Source organism: Enterocloster sp. 210928-DFI.2.20 (assembly GCF_020554465.1).
GTDB lineage: Bacteria > Bacillota > Clostridia > Lachnospirales > Lachnospiraceae > Enterocloster > Enterocloster bolteae.
Window position 1 is genome coordinate 81,331 of sequence record NZ_JAJCHK010000004.1, and the last position, 15,850, is coordinate 97,180.

Here is a 15,850-nt window from a genome sequence, read left to right on the forward strand (position 1 = left end):
ACGGGGGTGTTATTTGTTGGGCATATTAAATGGGGATTTGACGGAACAATTAACAGCAGGACATGACATAGCCGGAGTATTGCTGCGCTGCGGATTTCTTATGACGCTGTCAATTGGAGCCTGGCAGGATATGAGGAATCACAGAATAAAACTCAGCCTGATTGTGATGTCCGCAGCCGCGGGCGCGGTTCTGCGATGCATGTATATTGTGCTGGATGCGGCAATCATATACCGGGATTCGGGACATAAGATACCTTCGGACTTGGTGTCGGGCCAGATTATAGATACAGCCATGGCCATGGCTGTAGGAGCGGGATTGCTGTTTTTATCCCGGATAACAAACGAGGCTGTGGGAAAGGGGGATGGATGGTTTTTTCTGATATCGGGCATTTATCTGGGTGCATTGAAAAATCTGGTTTTGCTGGCAGGCGGCTTGGGGATTTGCTTTTTACTATCTATGGTTTTAGTATTTAAAGGGATTATACAGGGAACAGACAGGGGGAGGCTGCGCATTCCTCTTCTTCCATTTCTGATCCCGGCAGGAATCGGGGTGATGTTCCTATGAGGGAAAAAACGCTTAAGGGAAGTCTTACGGTTGAGGCCGCATGGATTATGGCCATGGTATTACTGTCCATAGCGGTGATGCTCCAGCAGGCATGCCGTATTCATGATGAGACCAAGGCCGCCATGGGTCTGCATGAGGCGTTAGAAAAGGGCCGTCATGGAAGTGCAAAGGAGCTGGAAGCCTCTGCGTCCGGGGTGCAGGAACATTTAGGCCGTCTCATGTTCTTTCCTGACTGCGATCTGGCTATAAAGGAAAAAGGGAAGAGGATATACGGAGAAGGCAGAGGGGGAAAATGGAAAAGAGAGATTGAGGCGGAAAGGTTCCGGCCGGAGACATTTCTGCGCAAGATTACTTTAATTGAAGGGCTGGTTAAAGAAGATGGAAATTAGCTACAGGAGAGAAGCAAAACGCAATTACCTGGTAGCGGGGGTGGCAGAGGCCACAGCTGGATATGAAGCCAGAATGCTGGCCCACAACGAGATTCGTGGACTGTTAAGGATGTACATAACATACCAGGATGGACTGCCCTTATATTGTTATGACATTACCTCCAGACAACCGTTAAGCCGCCTTCTGGAAACCCGTTTTATAACCAGAGAAGAGATATGCCAGTTATTAATCCAGATACATGCAGCGCTAAGTGGTATGGAGGAATATCTTTTAGATGCAGGGGGTGTCCTGCTGGAACCGGAATATATTTATGTGGAGCCGGAATTATTCCAGACCGGTTTGTGCCTGATCCCTGGTGTTCAGGATGATTTCCAGGGTAAACTGAGCCGCCTCCTGCAATATATACTGAAGAGGATAAATCATAAAGACAGGGAGAGCGTAGTCCTGGCTTATGGACTTTATCAGGAGAGCCTTAAGGAAAACTGCGGAATGGATGATTTGCTGGGGCTGATTGCGTCAGAACGGCGGAAAGGGAAGAAACGGGAGTTATTGAGCGAACCGGAGGGAGATTACATAAAGAAAGGAGGACTACAGGAAACAAATCATTGGGAGAAGGGGCTGAAGGAGAAGGGGCTGAAGGAGAAGGGACAAGGGAAGGAACAAGGGAAAGAACAGGGGAATGAGCAAAATAGAGATTGTATTACAGGGAAGGGGAAAGGAAAAAGCGGGGAGACAGAGAAAGAGCATAACAGTGACAGGGGGGAGAAGCGGAGAAAAAAAGAAAAGGGTAAATTGGAAAGGTGTGAAATAAAACAGGAAGGCTCAGGCCGGACTGAACCTGAATGGAAAGGAACCACTTTCAGACGGCAGTTTATCGTATGGCTGTCAGCGGCAGTACTTTGTCCATCCGCACTGTGGATGTTCAGAGGGATGACAATGGTCATTGACAACTGGAGGCTGCTGGCAGCAATCGACGGAGGCTTGCTGTTTATGCTGTCAGCCATGAATCTGTATAGGCTGTTCATTGGGCATAGGGCTGCAAAGGCAGATGGGGCAGGTTCAGATGATGAGCAGGACCCATGGAGAATTTTGTATGAGGATGAAGATGACGAAGACGAGGATTTAGGTAATCAGCCATCCACTGCGTATATGAATGGGGATAAAAATGAGTATTTGCAGAAAATGCCGGAAAGCAGCGCCGGAGAGTGCTTTCAGACCGTGCTTTTATCAGAGCGGCCAGCACAAGGGGAGGAAGTCCGGCGTTTATCTGCCCTCAATGGTTCGGATGAGGACATTGTAATATCCTATTATCCATTTGTGATTGGCAAACACAAGGATTTAGCAGACTATGTGCTTTTGAAAGATACAGTCAGCCGTTTTCACATAAGATTAGACGAGGACAATGGGAGTTATACTGTAACGGACCTTAACTCTACCAATGGTACCAGGGTCAAAGGACGATTGCTGGAGGCAAACGAGACAACGCAGCTGGAGCCGGGAGACCAGATATTTATAGCTGACTGCGGATATATTTTTTATTAACAGCACAGAGTAACCCAGTATGTTTCGTTTATCTTAAAAGACAATTGTGTGAGTGTGGTTGCAGAAATAGTAAATAACAGTGGGGTGGGGGCATAAAAAATAACTTTATTGCGTCAAAGCCACTTAACAAGTCCTTTAAAGTATGCTAAGATTATATATCATTGAGGATGTGAGGAATACGGATGGTTACGGGCATAAACAGGAGCAGGCCATATGTCAACATTGCGCTGGCAGCAGTCAACGTATTGGTATTTCTGTACCTGGAGGCCATCGGCTCCACGGAGGATGGCGTATTCATGGTAAAACACGGGGCTGTATTTGCGCCTTTTGTTATCCTTGGTGGAGAGTATTACAGGCTGTTTACTGCCATGTTCCTGCACTTTGGAGTCAGCCATCTGGCAAATAATATGCTGGTGCTTCTGGTGCTTGGAGAGAAGATGGAAAGGGCGCTGGGTCATATCAAGTATTTGATATTTTACCTTGCCAGCGGTGTTGCTGCCAACAGTATATCCCTGGCTGTCCAGGTACGGACAGGGCAGGCCAGTGTGTCCGCGGGGGCTTCAGGCGCAATCTTCGGTGTGGTAGGCGGTCTGGTCTATGTGATTGCCATTCATCATGGTCAGCTGGACGGACTAACCAACAGGCAGCTGGGCTTTATGGTTCTGCTGACGCTTTATCATGGGTTTACTTCAGCAGGAGTGGACAATATGGCTCACATAGGGGGCCTGATTTCCGGCTTCATATTAGGTATCCTGCTTTACAGGAGAAAAGATGCTGCCAGAATTTCCGGTATGGCTGGATAGAATGCAGGCTGTGTTAACCGCAGCGGAAGGAGGATTTTCAGAATGACAGATGACAATTGTATTTTTTGTAAAATAGCAGGAGGGGTGATTCCGTCAACCACTCTGTATGAGGATGAGGATTTTCGCGTGATTCTGGATTTGGGACCAGCGTCCAGAGGACATGCCCTTATCCTTCCAAAACAGCATTTTGCAGATGTATGCGCACTGGATGGGGATATAGCCGCCAAGGTACTTCCTCTGGGTGCCAAGATTGGCTCTGCGATGAAGAAATCTCTTGGATGCGCGGGATTCAATCTGGTTCAGAATAATGGAGAAGCAGCCGGGCAGACTGTTTTCCATTTCCACATGCATGTGATTCCAAGATATGAGGGAGGTCCAGACATGGTCAGCTGGACTCCGGGAAAGGCTTCGCCGGAGGAATTGGCAGAGGTTGCGGATAAAATCAAAGGCTGTCTGTAGTTGCAATGAAGATTGAGAAGATGGATACAGAAGATAAAAAACTGTTTGAAGAAATGTATCTGGAATATGAGGTATACCTGAGAAGGATAGCTTATGTTAACGATATTCCTGTAGATTATATTGAGGATGTGGTACAGGATACATTTGTTTCATATGCCCGCTATAAATATTCCCTGGATATGTCTGAGGAAAGTAAGAGGGCGTTGCTGATACGTATTCTGAAGAGCCGGTGTATGGACTTTCACCGAAGAATGAAGTACAGGAGCTATGGGGAATTGGACGAAGAGGCATATAACAGTGAAGATTATCCGGCACACGATAAGGCTGCCAATCTGCCGGATTATGTAGTCAGCAAAGAGAGATGTCAGGCGCTTCTTAAGGAAATCGAGAGGATGCCTGAAAACTGGCGTCAGGTCGCGACGCTCAGATTGATAGAAGGACGGCCGACAAGGGAAGTATGCGCTATGCTGAATATTACAGAAAAGGCATGCTATTCCAGAGTCAGCCGTATCAGGAAATATCTTGAGGAACTGCTAAAAAGTGATAATTGGCCCTAACGTTATTTTACACATGATTCAATGAGAGATACAACTGTTTTAACAGCATTGTTCAGACTGCTCTGCTCCATGGCCTGTATATAGGAATTGCGGTTTAGGTATAAATCGTTAATGGCATCAAACAGGGAGTCATCAGACAATGCTTCTTCTTCCAGAACCTTGCTGAATCCTTGTTTTGCAAAGGAGTTAGCATTGAGAATCTGGTCTCCGCGGCTGGCCGCGGCTGACAGAGGAATAAGCAGGTTCGGTTTGCGCAGTGCCAGGAGCTCGCAGATAGAATTAGCCCCTGCCCTTGATATGACAAGGTCGGCTGCCGCAAAAAGATGCTTTAAGGGAGCGTCAACGTATTCATACTGTACATATCCGGCTGTTCCTATCAGGCTTTCGTCCAGATTGCCTTTGCCACAGATATGTATTACCTGATAGCTGGACAGAAGCCTGGGGAGGATATTACGGACCGCTGTATTTACGGCTACAGAGCCCAAACTTCCGCCTATGACAAGGAGTACAGGTCTGCCGGCAGACAGGTGGGCATACGAGAGCCCGGACAGCCGGTCACCCTGGAGTAGCTCTGCACGGATAGGGGAGCCTGTCAGTACAGCCTTGTCGGATGGAAGGTACTTAAGGGTCTCCGGGAAGTTACAGCAAACCTTAAGGGCGGAAGGAATGCAGATTTTATTGGCCAGGCCAGGCGTCATATCGGATTCGTGTATGATGACAGGGATTTTGTAGTGTTTGGCAGCAAGGACCACGGGAACTGCAACAAAACCGCCCTTAGAAAAGATTACATCCGGTTTATGGCGTTTTAAGAGCCGTCTGGCTTCCGCGTAACCCTTGACGACGCGGAATGGGTCGGAAAAATTCTTGATATCAAAGTATCTGCGCAGCTTGCCAGAGGATATGCCATCATAGGGAATGCCTGCAGTTTCAATCAGCTTGCGTTCCATGCCCTGGTATGAACCGATATAGCGGATTTCGTAACCAGCTTCCTTTAACGAAGGGAGCAGGGCCAGATTGGGGGTAACGTGTCCGGCAGTACCGCCGCCGGTTAAAATAATTTTTTTCATAAAAACCTCCTAAAGTATATGATATGCGGGGGAAACCGGCATTCATAAACGTCTACTATTATAGTAAGCATTAAACGCAAAAAGTCAACCCTAAAGGCAAAGGGAACTTTAGGAGATTTGGTAAACAGAGGTGTCACGTGGGAGATTATAAAAGAGATTCAGAACAGGACAATTCTATGGACTGCCCCATTTGGGGAACGGACGATATATCAGATGAAGAACTGTTAAAAGAATTAGAAGCAGTCAAGAATATGGCCGTCCCCCTTCCCATTACATCCCCATCCCCAGATGAATTTGAGAAAATCTGGGCAAGGATACAGGAAGAAAGAGCTGAGTCAAAGAATGTACCGGAATCCGACCAACCGGAGCACCCCAAGGTTATCAAACCAAGGTTTGGATGGAAGCGGTTGGCTGCGATTGGTTTAATTGCCTGTCTTGTGGCAGGGAGTGGATGTATGGTGGCTATGGGGACGAAGTCGTATTTTTATCGGGAGAAGGAGTTGGGGGATGGACAGAAAAAGGTATTTGTTAACGATTCATATAAGGCTAATGTCAATGGTGAAGAAGAGGCTTATACTATAATACAAAATGATGTAGGTATAAAACCATTAAAGCTGGGATATATACCATCTAATATGAATTTTCTTGATTTAACTGTTGAAGATGGTTATGCAAGTTTAAGATTCAAATATGAAGGAGAATTTGTGTATGTTGTTCAATCAAAGTTTGACAGAAGAGCATCTTTTAATTGTAATTCGGAAACCAATTATAGTCGTGTAGTTTATAATAAATGGATTGCTCAAGATTTTGATATATGTAGAGAACAGCTTTCCAATGGAAAATATCGTTATGAGTGTTCAATTGTTATTGATGGAATTTCATATTGTATTGCAGGGGTATCTAGCGAGGAAGAATTTGTAAAGATAATTGAGCGACTTACTTATTAATAAAAGGAGTATGGTTATGCTAAAGAAAAAGGGAATAGTATTGTTCATTAGTTCAATGGTGATATCAATAGTAATGGCTATTAATATATACGCAGTATCATTTAATCCAAATGAGTATACATCTGTTGATTTGGAGTCTCGTTTGCTTGCTCCAACTGTTAAGCAAAGTATGGTTAGCGAAACAGCAAAACTGCGTGGTGATTTTTTTATGAAGGCGGACCTAATCATAAAGGATAATGGTAATGGTGATATTGGGGCATTTGCTAAGGCATTTATGGCGGTTCCTGTTGATGAAGTTTATATTACAGTTTATCTGGACCGTTGGGATGCTGATACTGAGCGGTGGCGTCAAGTAACCTTTTATGATGCAGAATTCTATGCATCAGATTATCCCGATGGGTTAAGTGACCCTTCTATAGATGTGACTTTTAAAAATCAGGATAAAGGATATTACTATAGAATAAGAGGAGTTCTTGCTGCCGTATTGGGGGGGAAGTTTGAGGGATTTAGCCCTGTAACCGCGGGGATTTTAATCGAATAAAGGATTGTATATGAAATTATTTAATGCTAAAAGTTCTATCCAGAAATAGCGTATTAGTAAAAGGCTGTCGTGAAATTTTAAGTTATCACGACAGCCTTTTATACCCAAAAAGGAATAAAGAATAAATTTTTTTTATTTCATTTTAAACTGCTTCAACGCCCGAGCCAACTGATCCGGACAAGACGTAGGTCTGGGACCGCACTGGATTCCGTCAAGTCTTCGGATGGCCTCATCTACGTCCATGCCCTCGATGAGCCGGGACAGGCCCTGGGTGTTGCCGGAGCAGCCGCCTACAAACTGGACATTGGTCAGTTTATTATCTTTTACTTCAAAGGATATCTCCCTGGAACAGACCCCTTGTGTTTTAAATCTCATGTGTAGTGCCTCCTGTGATAAATTCGTGTATATCCGATTATGCCTTATGCAAAAGATAATGTCAAGTGAGAACAAGCTTTGAACTTGAAAATCTGCGGGCTTCCTATATAATAGAAGAATAGTACAAGACAGAAGGAGGTAATTATGCTAGGAATTATTGGAGCCATGGACGAGGAAGTGGCTATGATTAAGGCGCAGTTGACAGATGTACAGGTGGAGACAAGGGCTGCCATGGACTTTTATAAAGGAAAGCTGGAGGGGAAAGAGGTAGTGGTGGTCCGTTCCGGAATCGGTAAGGTCAATGCAGCTATGTGTACCCAGATTCTGGCAGATATATATGGTGTAACAGGTGTGGTAAATACAGGAATAGCAGGTTCCCTGAAGGCAGAGATTGATATTGGGGACATTGTGCTTTCCAGCGATGCAGTTCAGCATGATATGGATGCAACCGGATTTGGCTATGAACCGGGACAGATACCCAGGGTGGAGACCCTGGCTTTTAAGGCAGATGAAGGTCTTATACATCTTGCGGAGGAATGTTGTTCCAAAGTCAATCCGGACATCCATACCTTCGTAGGACGAGTGGTGACTGGAGACCAGTTCATTTCTGATAAGGGAAAAAAGAAGTGGCTGACAGATACCTTTGGAGGATACTGTACAGAAATGGAAGGGGCAGCCATTGCCCAGGCTTGCTACCTCAATTCCATCCCATTCCTCATTGTGAGGGCGATTTCTGATAAGGCAGATGACAGTGCCACAGTAGATTACCCTGCTTTTGAGGCTAAGGCCATTATTCACAGCGTTAATCTGCTTACTGAGATTGTACGCTCTATTTGATTCAGATAACTGTTGATTGATAGCCAGATTTATATTATTTGTATTCATGAATAACAGCCTTATAGATGGCATAGATGACATGTTTATAAATAGAATGTTTATAAATAGAACTCTTATAAATGGTACACTTACAAACAGCAGACTCATAAACAATACACGCATGACTCATTAATAATCGGACCTCTGGATGTGACAAGATTCAGAGGTCTGTTTTATAAGAGAGGGGGATGGTATGGAAAAGAAAAAGAAGTGGATGATATTTGGGGGAACGGCGGTTGTTGTTGTGGGAGTATTTCTTTGCATTGCAGCTTTTTTCCTATATAAAGGAGTGACTCTCTTTTTTGATAGGGAAATAGTTGCAGACCAGTATCTGGAACAGATGACGTCGGCAGCATCCCAGGGGGACAGAGATGCCATGCGTTCTCTGTATATGCCAGGAGCGGTACCGGAAGAACATATGGAAAGGCAAATACAGGAAAATGTGGATATATGGGGCAAAAGTCAGTTAGATTCTTTTAAAAAGAAGGGGTTAAATATCCGGACCAGTACTAAAAACGGTGTAAAAACTAAATCTGTGGAGTGCAGCTACGGAATAAAAACAGAGGATGGGCAGCGGTTTACGGCAATCCTTAATAGAATGGAATCGTCAGATGGAAACCAGGGAATCATCAGTTTTATCATTAGGGACAATGTATCCTTAGCTCCGCAGGGAACGCTGCGCTCCATCAGTCATTGGAATGTATTTCAATGGGGATTGTTCCTGTTGTCACTTATCATGATTTTCTCTACCATTGCGACTGCTGTCATATGTTACAGACAGAATCCGAGATATAAATGGGGATGGATTATATTGATATTAATAGCCTATCTGTCTATGGGTTTTTCCGTTATTCGTACACCAAACACGTGGGAATTTAAGGTCAACTGGTCGGCAGCCACAGTCCGGCTCAGCCGGTATGTTACATATGAGAATGGCAGCAGGGAGTTCCGGCTGTTCCTTCCGGCCGGTATGGCAGTGTACTGGATTATGAAAAAACGGTTGGACCGGGAATCTGTTCATAAGAAGTATGGAGACCGGGAAGCTGCCACAAAGAAGCATGGAAACTGGGAATCTGGCCAGGAGAAGCGTGGTAACCGGGAATCTGTTCATAAGAAGCATGAAAACCAGGAACCCGGTCCGGAGAATCGCGCAGACCAGGAACCCGGCCCGAAGAAGCGTGCAGACCAGGAACCCGGCCCGGAGAAGCGTGCAGACCGGGAAACCCGCCAGGAACAGCGTCCGGATGCAGACAGAGGATCCTGGCGTATACCTTAACTGTCTAAAGCAAAATCTTACCTCTCAGAATCGTTTTTTAGGAGAATTTGGCGAACGATTCTAGGGACTCTCAACTTCCCAAATCAAAATCCGTTGCTATAATAGATTTTACCGGGAAACGCCTGACTGCAGGGGCGCTTCCCAAACCAGGCAGCGGCTGCAGCCAGCAGCCCGGGCCAAAAAATAATATTATATAGAAACGGGATGGATTCCGGGAAGAAAGGGGAGCTTTTACTATGATGAGCTTTTTACAAACAGGAAAGGCACTGTACGTGCTGGCAGCAATCTGCCTGGCTGGAGTATTTACCAGGCTGATGGCAGGAAGCTTCTACAAACGATTAATTAAAGAAAGCACCAATATGGCATTGACTAAGAACAAATATCTGCGCGGATTGAAACAGAATGCAGAAGATACATATCGTATGAATCAGGGAATGAATAACACACGTGTATATCTGGAGCGCCAGATGTACAGCCTGCGGACCTTTGGAATGTCCGTAAAGGGACTGGACAACCTGTCGGGGCAGCTGACACTTCTCTGCTTCCTGGCAGGCGGCGGAGCAGCATTTCTCTCTTATTGGTTTAGAAGTGATAACTACTATATAGTATTGTACGGCACCACAGGCATCCTGGCCGGCATGTTTACCATGCTGGTGGATTACGGAGTCAACCTGGAATCCAGGAGACAGCAGCTCCTTACCTGCCTCCAGGACTATCTGGAAAATGTGATGTGGCCGCGAATGAACCGGGAAGGCACAGCGGAGCATGTGCCTGCCGTTACAGCCGAGGAGGACCGCAGGGAGCCGGCTAATCTGCGTTCCATAGGAAGAGACCGCCGTTCAAATAGTAATAACAGAAGGGGGCTGGAGCAGACTGCTGCCAGCAGGGAAAAGCAGGAAGAGAAGTCAAAGGATAACTGGCTTCAGGATTTAAATCCAGAACAAAAAAGAATGTTGGGGGAATTGCTGAAAGAATTTATTTCCTAAATATGCTGACTTCCAGGAATTTGTTACCAGGGTCAGAAAGAAATGGTATTATAAGGGAAATTATGATATAATTTAAGAGATAAGCGGCTTTACCGCAGCACTGACAGAATCATGGACGCATGGTCCATGGACATAAGAAAAGGAGAGCGCGAGTTATGGGAAAGGAAGTTATGTTTGATTATTCCAAGGCAGCAGGATTCGTTTCTGCGGAAGAGATGGCCAATTTTAAGACCACAGTCATGAGTGCAAAGGAGACCTTGCTGGAGAAGACTGGCGCCGGTAATGATTTTCTGGGATGGATCGATTTGCCGGTAGATTATGATAAGGCTGAATTTGCAAGGATTAAGAAGGCAGCGGAAAAGATTCAGAATGATTCTGACGTCCTGCTGGTGGTAGGTATTGGCGGCTCCTATCTGGGAGCAAGAGCAGCCATTGAATTTCTGTCGCACAGCTTTTATAATGTGCTGCCCAAGAGCGTTCGTAAGACACCTGAGATTTATTTTGTTGGAAACAGCATCAGCAGTAAATATATCCATGACTTAAAGCAGGTACTGGACGGCAAGGATTTCTCCGTCAACATCATTTCCAAGTCAGGCACTACCACAGAACCTGCAATCGCATTCCGTGTATTTAAGGAAATGCTCATTGAAAAATATGGCAAGGAAGAAGCCAACAAGCGCATCTACGCAACCACAGACAAGGCTAAAGGCGCCCTTAAGAACCTGGCAGACGAAGAGGGATATGAGGAATTCGTTGTGCCGGATGACGTGGGCGGTCGTTTCTCCGTATTGACGGCTGTAGGCCTTCTTCCGATTGCAGTAAGTGGAGCGGATATTGATAAGTTAATGGAGGGTGCTGCTTCAGGAAGGCAGAAAGCCTTAGATGCACCATATGAATCCAACGCAGCCCTTCAGTACGCGGCTGTGCGCAACATCCTGCACCGCAAGGGCAAGGCGGTTGAAATCGTAGCCAATTATGAGCCAAGCCTTCACTATGTGTCCGAGTGGTGGAAGCAGCTCTATGGCGAGAGCGAGGGTAAGGACCAGAGAGGCATTTTCCCGGCCGCAGTGGATCTGACCACAGATCTTCACTCCATGGGCCAGTTCATCCAGGACGGATCACGTATCATGTTTGAGACAGTTCTCAATGTTGAGGAATCTCCTGCTGAGATTCTTCTGAATAAAGAAGACGTGGATACCGACGGCATGAATTATCTGGCGGGAAAGAGTGTTGATTTTGTAAATAAAAGCGCCATGAATGGAACCATACTGGCCCATACCGATGGCAATGTACCTAACCTGATGGTTAAGATTCCGGAGCAGAACGAGTTCTATCTGGGAGAACTGTTCTACTTCTTCGAGTTCGCCTGCGGTGTCAGCGGATATATCCTGGGCGTGAATCCATTTAACCAGCCAGGTGTGGAGAGCTATAAGAAGAACATGTTCGCACTGTTAGGTAAGCCTGGATATGAGGCTCAGAGAGAGGAACTGCTTAAGAGGCTGTAATGACAGGGCGGGCCTGCGGGGGCTGGTCAGTCATACCATATAATCTTAGCCGGATGAAAGCTAAATAGAGATACGGCGCAGAGAAAAGGCCGTCCTGCTGATGGGGTAAGTCAGCAGGGCGGCTTTTCGATTGCCTAAAATATCCGGGACACCGGGTTTGGGCCGGTTTACATCAGACCCTGCGATGTGTAAGCTTCTTAGACTCTGCGATGTGTAAGCTTCTTAGACCCTGCGATGTGTAACCTCCTTAGACTCTGCGGGGTGTAAGCTCCTTTTGGCGTTCTGTCCCGTCCTGTTTTAACTGCCGTATCACAAAGAGAAGGGTATAAAAGGCCATGAAGCCTGACACAGCAGGCGCGATTAGTCCGATGACAAACAGATTGTCCGGGCAGCAGGTGTAGGCCAGCCATATGAGAGGCATTCTGAGGACCAGGGCGCCGAAGCAGCAGCTGACCATGGTAAATACTGTCTTGGAACGGCCGTTCATGAAGCCGTTGAGACAGAATACAAAGGATACAGCCAGATAATCAAAGCTGCAGGACTGGAAGAAGGGAATTCCCGCCTCGATGATTTCAGAATTGGTGTTAAAGAGACCAATCATGGTATGGGGAGACAGCTGGGCCCACAGGAAAAAGACAGAGGATGCCAATACCGCAAATCCAATGCCGGCTGCCAGGGACTGCCGTGCCCGTTCAGGCCTTCCCGCGCCATAGTTCTGGGCCGTGATAGCTGCCAGGGCGCTGGCAATGGAAGTGGCAGGGAGCATGGCAAACACGTCGTATTTGCTGGCAATACCCACTGCGGCGGCTGCGTTTACCCCCAGACGGTTGGTGACTGAGGTCAGATAGAGAAAGGACAGCCGAACCATGCATTCCTGGGAGGAAATGGGGATTCCCACCATTGCCAGCTCCTTCAGCCTGTCCTTGTCAATGCGCAGATTCTTAAGGGTAAAGGTAAATATGAACTTCTTCCTGTTAAGGTAGATAATGGAGCATATCATGCTGATGGACTGGGAGAGGACGGTTGCCAGGGCCGTGCCGGCTACTCCTAATTTCAGATACTTTACAAAGATAATATCGCCCGCAATGTTGAGCACACAGGACAGGGCCACAAAATACATGGGCCTGCGGGAATCGCCGTATCCCCGCAGTATGGCACTTATGGCATTGTAGCCGCAGATGAAGAATATGCCGTAGAAGCATATGGTTACATACTGTCTGGCCTCATCCATGGAGGCGGCCGGCGTCCTTAAGGCAGTCAGTATGGTGTCTCTGAAAATAAGCATTCCAATGGTCAGCACCAATGCCACAATTGCAAATACGGACAGGGTGGTCCCGATGGTGCGGCAGGTCCTTTCATCATCTTTCATGCCGGTGTATTTCCCCACCAGAATGGTGCCGCCCAGAGTCAGGCCGGATACCATGCTGGTGATGATTTGGGTTACCTGGGTTCCGGTGGACACTGCGGCCACACTCTCAGGCGTACAGTACCACCCGATGACCATAAGATCCACGGCTCCATAAAGGGCCTGTATGATATTGGCAATCAGGAATGGAACGGAGAAGGCCAGCAGTACGTGAAATACATTGCCCTCTGTCAGCAGATTGTGGTTTTTCATGATGAATCTCTCCTCAATATAACATTTGTTAAAAATAAAAATAAACCCTCCAGTTACTGGAGGGTCAATAAGAAACGCTTATTTAATTTAAAAATATTTATTCCATTAAGAAATATTTATTCTTTCATGCATTTTAAGTATGGAATCTGTATTTCCGTCACATACCGGGATGTATCATTGGTAAAACCTGCATCAATCAGTGTGATTTCCACGGAATCCCCGCAGCAGGCATATCCCATCTGGTCCATATACTCCAAAAGCTGTATGTAGTACTGTGACGCTTCCTGGTGAGTGCCGGAAAAGCGCACGCTCACATAATCCCCGGCCTGAAGATATTGTTCCTCCCCCATAAAGTGGTCCTCCTTCTCAAGAAGTACGAATATACCTGAAAATGATTCAAATTTCCGGGCCTTCAGATTGGCGGCGGACAGGGAAACGCCTACCTTGCCCAGAAACATCACGGGTTCCAGGGTATTGGCTCGTTCCAGCTCGCGAAGTGAGAATTCCAGGTCCTCTCCCAGCCTGATATCCTTCCTCAGATACGCAATCTGTCTTTGGTCAAAATGAAGGGTCCTAATCTCACCGCATTGTGTATGAACCGCGTCCTCCAGAGCTTTGAGACGGTATTCCAGCTTCTGTTCAATCTGTGTCAGTTCGCTGATTTTTGCCTGGGTTTCGGCCTTCTGCTCTTTTAGAAGGTCAAGCATGATATCCACATCCCTGTTTTCAAAAAACAATGCGATCTTCTTTAGGGATACGCCCAGGGCCCGGAGATACTTGATGGTGTTCAGGCGTTCAAACTGGCGGGTGGAGTAATAGCGGTATCCGGTATCCGGGTCCGCTGTCTCGGGATGCAGGATACCGATTTCGTCGTAATACCGCAGGGTGCGTATGTTGATGCCGAACAGGTCGGCCATTTCTCCGATTGGGAAAAGATTTTTCACGTTTATTCTCCACTTTATTCTTCAATTACCTGGATTTCCAGGAAGTCAAAATCTACGGATTCAATAAAATTATCCTGTGTGAATCTGGCTTTATCATGGTACTTAAATTCCTTTACAGTAGAGTCCAGCCAGATGGGTTTTTCCAGATCAAATTCATAACAAATAGAATCCAGGGAATCAAAGACCATCTGGGTTCTGGATAAGGAATAGTCAGATATGCAGACCACCGTATCTTTTAAAAGATGGTTGTCTTTCATTAATTTTCCCCACATTCTGAACATAAAGCTTCTCCTCTCGCAAACGATTGGCGGACATATAGGTTTCTGATGTTTTAGTATAACATCTAATCCGGTGTTTTAAAAGTCATTTTTTAACCAGTATTGTTTACGGTACCTGGAAGGCGAGGTTTGGGTATACTGGTTAAATACCCGTTCAAAGTAGGTTATATTCTCGTACCCTACGGATTCTGATACTTCCGTGATGCTCATGGAGCTGCCTGACAAAAGCTCTCTGGCGCGGCGTATCCGTATCATATTAATATACTCATTTACTGTGAATCCGGATACTTCTTTGAAAATACGGCTCAGGTAACATTTGTTGACATAAAAATGGTCTGCTATCATCTCCAGGGACAGGCGGTTATCATAATGGCCAATAATATAAGAGGCCACTTCATCTACCTTTCTGTGTTTGGGTTGGGTAGACAGGGGAAGGACGGGAGATAGAGAAGAACCAGACATATGCCTTTGGGCAAGAATGAAAAGCCGGGACAAATTTGACATGGCCATATGCCTAAATCCAGTCTTTTTTTCATGAAGTTCCTTAGCCGCATCGTCCAACAGGCACTCAGCCAGAACCTGTTCTTCCGTATCCAGGGTAAGTATACCGGAATGACAGCGGAAAAAGCCCGGCAATGACATCTCACCTGTAGATGACAGGAATTCTGAGAAGGGACTTGGGTCAAGGGATATAAGGATTCGTTCGTGACTGCAGGGACCGGCCTGGCTGGTCTGGTGAATCTGATTTCTGTCAATGAACACCAGGCTTCCGCCTGTTACATGGCAGGTCCTCCTGTCAATGAAATAATACCGCTCTCCCTCCAGCAGATAGTATATCTCATATTCATTATGAAGATGTTTGCGGGGCATGGAAAAAGCGGCATCCCTGCGGATGCGGTCTATGGAGATGCCGTCGGTCTTTTCAGCATATATGATTTGTTCCATAATCGTTCTCCTGTATACAAAGTACAATGATTTATAAGTAACAGGCTTGAATGGGTCGGATGCCTGTATACTGTCCCGGATGTATCCTGGATATATACATCATTGTACCTTCATGGTACCTCATGGTATATAATCAGGAATAGTAAATATAAGTTGATTACAACAGAAATTAATCA

Annotated in this window: 18 protein-coding genes; 12 read left to right on the forward strand and 6 right to left on the reverse strand. The window is 46.1% G+C overall.

From position 1 onward, the window contains the following. Nucleotides 1–13: 13 nt before the first annotated feature. From LI015_RS06045 to LI015_RS06070, 6 genes are all read left to right on the forward strand, one after another. Nucleotides 14–565, forward strand: coding sequence for a hypothetical protein (locus tag LI015_RS06045; protein ID WP_002566364.1), 552 nt, complete (start codon nucleotides 14–16; stop codon nucleotides 563–565). Then, nucleotides 562–954 (forward strand): hypothetical protein, encoded by a 393-nt coding sequence (locus LI015_RS06050; protein WP_002566363.1) that lies wholly within the window; start codon nucleotides 562–564, stop codon nucleotides 952–954. Before LI015_RS06045 ends, LI015_RS06050 begins: the two co-directional genes overlap by 4 nt. Next, nucleotides 944–2,497 (forward strand): DUF6382 domain-containing protein, encoded by a 1,554-nt coding sequence (locus LI015_RS06055; protein ID WP_227124307.1) that lies wholly within the window; start codon nucleotides 944–946, stop codon nucleotides 2,495–2,497. The genes LI015_RS06050 and LI015_RS06055 overlap by 11 nt, the downstream gene beginning before the upstream one ends. 182 nt (nucleotides 2,498–2,679) lie before the next feature. After that, nucleotides 2,680–3,300 (forward strand): rhomboid family intramembrane serine protease, encoded by a 621-nt coding sequence (locus LI015_RS06060; protein WP_002566361.1) that lies wholly within the window; start codon nucleotides 2,680–2,682, stop codon nucleotides 3,298–3,300. Between the two features lie 42 nt (nucleotides 3,301–3,342). Next, the gene (locus LI015_RS06065) at nucleotides 3,343–3,759 is read left to right on the forward strand and encodes an HIT family protein (protein ID WP_002566360.1); all 417 of its coding nucleotides are present in this window, start codon (nucleotides 3,343–3,345) and stop codon (nucleotides 3,757–3,759) included. Nucleotides 3,760–3,764: 5 nt separating this feature from the next. Next, a complete protein-coding gene (locus tag LI015_RS06070) occupies nucleotides 3,765–4,316 on the forward strand; it encodes an RNA polymerase sigma factor (RefSeq protein ID WP_002566359.1) in 552 nt (183 codons plus the stop codon). Nucleotides 4,317–4,318: 2 nt separating this feature from the next. Here LI015_RS06070 and LI015_RS06075 read toward each other — a convergent pair whose 3' ends face one another. Then, complete coding sequence (locus LI015_RS06075; RefSeq protein ID WP_117627320.1) at nucleotides 4,319–5,383, reverse strand: undecaprenyldiphospho-muramoylpentapeptide beta-N-acetylglucosaminyltransferase; 1,065 nt, start codon at nucleotides 5,381–5,383, stop codon at nucleotides 4,319–4,321. A gap of 176 nt (nucleotides 5,384–5,559) precedes the next feature. On the opposite strand from LI015_RS06075, the gene LI015_RS06080 reads away from it, so the two are divergent. Together LI015_RS06080 and LI015_RS06085 are read left to right on the forward strand one after the other, a co-directional pair. Beyond that, complete coding sequence (locus LI015_RS06080) at nucleotides 5,560–6,330, forward strand: DUF4367 domain-containing protein (RefSeq protein WP_227124348.1); 771 nt, start codon at nucleotides 5,560–5,562, stop codon at nucleotides 6,328–6,330. Between the two features lie 16 nt (nucleotides 6,331–6,346). Next, a complete protein-coding gene (locus LI015_RS06085) occupies nucleotides 6,347–6,871 on the forward strand; it encodes a hypothetical protein (RefSeq protein ID WP_330628593.1) in 525 nt (174 codons plus the stop codon). Between the two features lie 132 nt (nucleotides 6,872–7,003). On the opposite strand, the gene LI015_RS06090 is transcribed toward LI015_RS06085, so the two are convergent. Then, on the reverse strand, nucleotides 7,004–7,246 hold the full coding sequence (locus LI015_RS06090) for a TIGR03905 family TSCPD domain-containing protein (protein WP_002570482.1): 243 nt from the start codon (nucleotides 7,244–7,246) through the stop codon (nucleotides 7,004–7,006). A 144-nt stretch (nucleotides 7,247–7,390) separates the two neighbouring features. Here LI015_RS06090 and LI015_RS06095 point away from each other — a divergent pair, with 144 nt between their 5' ends. From LI015_RS06095 to LI015_RS06110, 4 genes are all read left to right on the forward strand, one after another. After that, nucleotides 7,391–8,083 carry a 5'-methylthioadenosine/adenosylhomocysteine nucleosidase gene (locus LI015_RS06095; RefSeq protein WP_002566354.1) on the forward strand — a complete coding sequence of 231 codons (693 nt, stop codon included), beginning with the start codon at nucleotides 7,391–7,393 and terminating at the stop codon, nucleotides 8,081–8,083. Between the two features lie 232 nt (nucleotides 8,084–8,315). Further along, nucleotides 8,316–9,398, forward strand: coding sequence for a hypothetical protein (locus tag LI015_RS06100; RefSeq protein WP_227124309.1), 1,083 nt, complete (start codon nucleotides 8,316–8,318; stop codon nucleotides 9,396–9,398). A gap of 236 nt (nucleotides 9,399–9,634) precedes the next feature. After that, nucleotides 9,635–10,384 (forward strand): hypothetical protein, encoded by a 750-nt coding sequence (locus LI015_RS06105; RefSeq protein WP_002570480.1) that lies wholly within the window; start codon nucleotides 9,635–9,637, stop codon nucleotides 10,382–10,384. 155 nt (nucleotides 10,385–10,539) lie between these two features. Further along, entirely contained in the window at nucleotides 10,540–11,889 is a 1,350-nt protein-coding gene (locus LI015_RS06110; protein WP_002566351.1) for a glucose-6-phosphate isomerase, read from the forward strand. Nucleotides 11,890–12,136: 247 nt separating this feature from the next. On the opposite strand, the gene LI015_RS06115 is transcribed toward LI015_RS06110, so the two are convergent. The 4 genes from LI015_RS06115 to LI015_RS06130 all read right to left on the reverse strand — a co-directional run bounded on the left by LI015_RS06115 (nucleotide 12,137) and on the right by LI015_RS06130 (nucleotide 15,674). Continuing rightward, entirely contained in the window at nucleotides 12,137–13,507 is a 1,371-nt protein-coding gene (locus LI015_RS06115) for an MATE family efflux transporter (protein ID WP_227124310.1), read from the reverse strand. 116 nt (nucleotides 13,508–13,623) lie between these two features. Further along, complete coding sequence (locus LI015_RS06120; protein WP_227124311.1) at nucleotides 13,624–14,451, reverse strand: MerR family transcriptional regulator; 828 nt, start codon at nucleotides 14,449–14,451, stop codon at nucleotides 13,624–13,626. Nucleotides 14,452–14,465: 14 nt separating this feature from the next. After that, nucleotides 14,466–14,732, reverse strand: a complete 267-nt coding sequence (locus LI015_RS06125; RefSeq protein WP_002585465.1) for a hypothetical protein — start codon at nucleotides 14,730–14,732, stop codon at nucleotides 14,466–14,468. Between the two features lie 75 nt (nucleotides 14,733–14,807). Beyond that, on the reverse strand, nucleotides 14,808–15,674 hold the full coding sequence (locus LI015_RS06130) for an AraC family transcriptional regulator (RefSeq protein ID WP_054354124.1): 867 nt from the start codon (nucleotides 15,672–15,674) through the stop codon (nucleotides 14,808–14,810). Nucleotides 15,675–15,850: the final 176 nt, after the last annotated feature.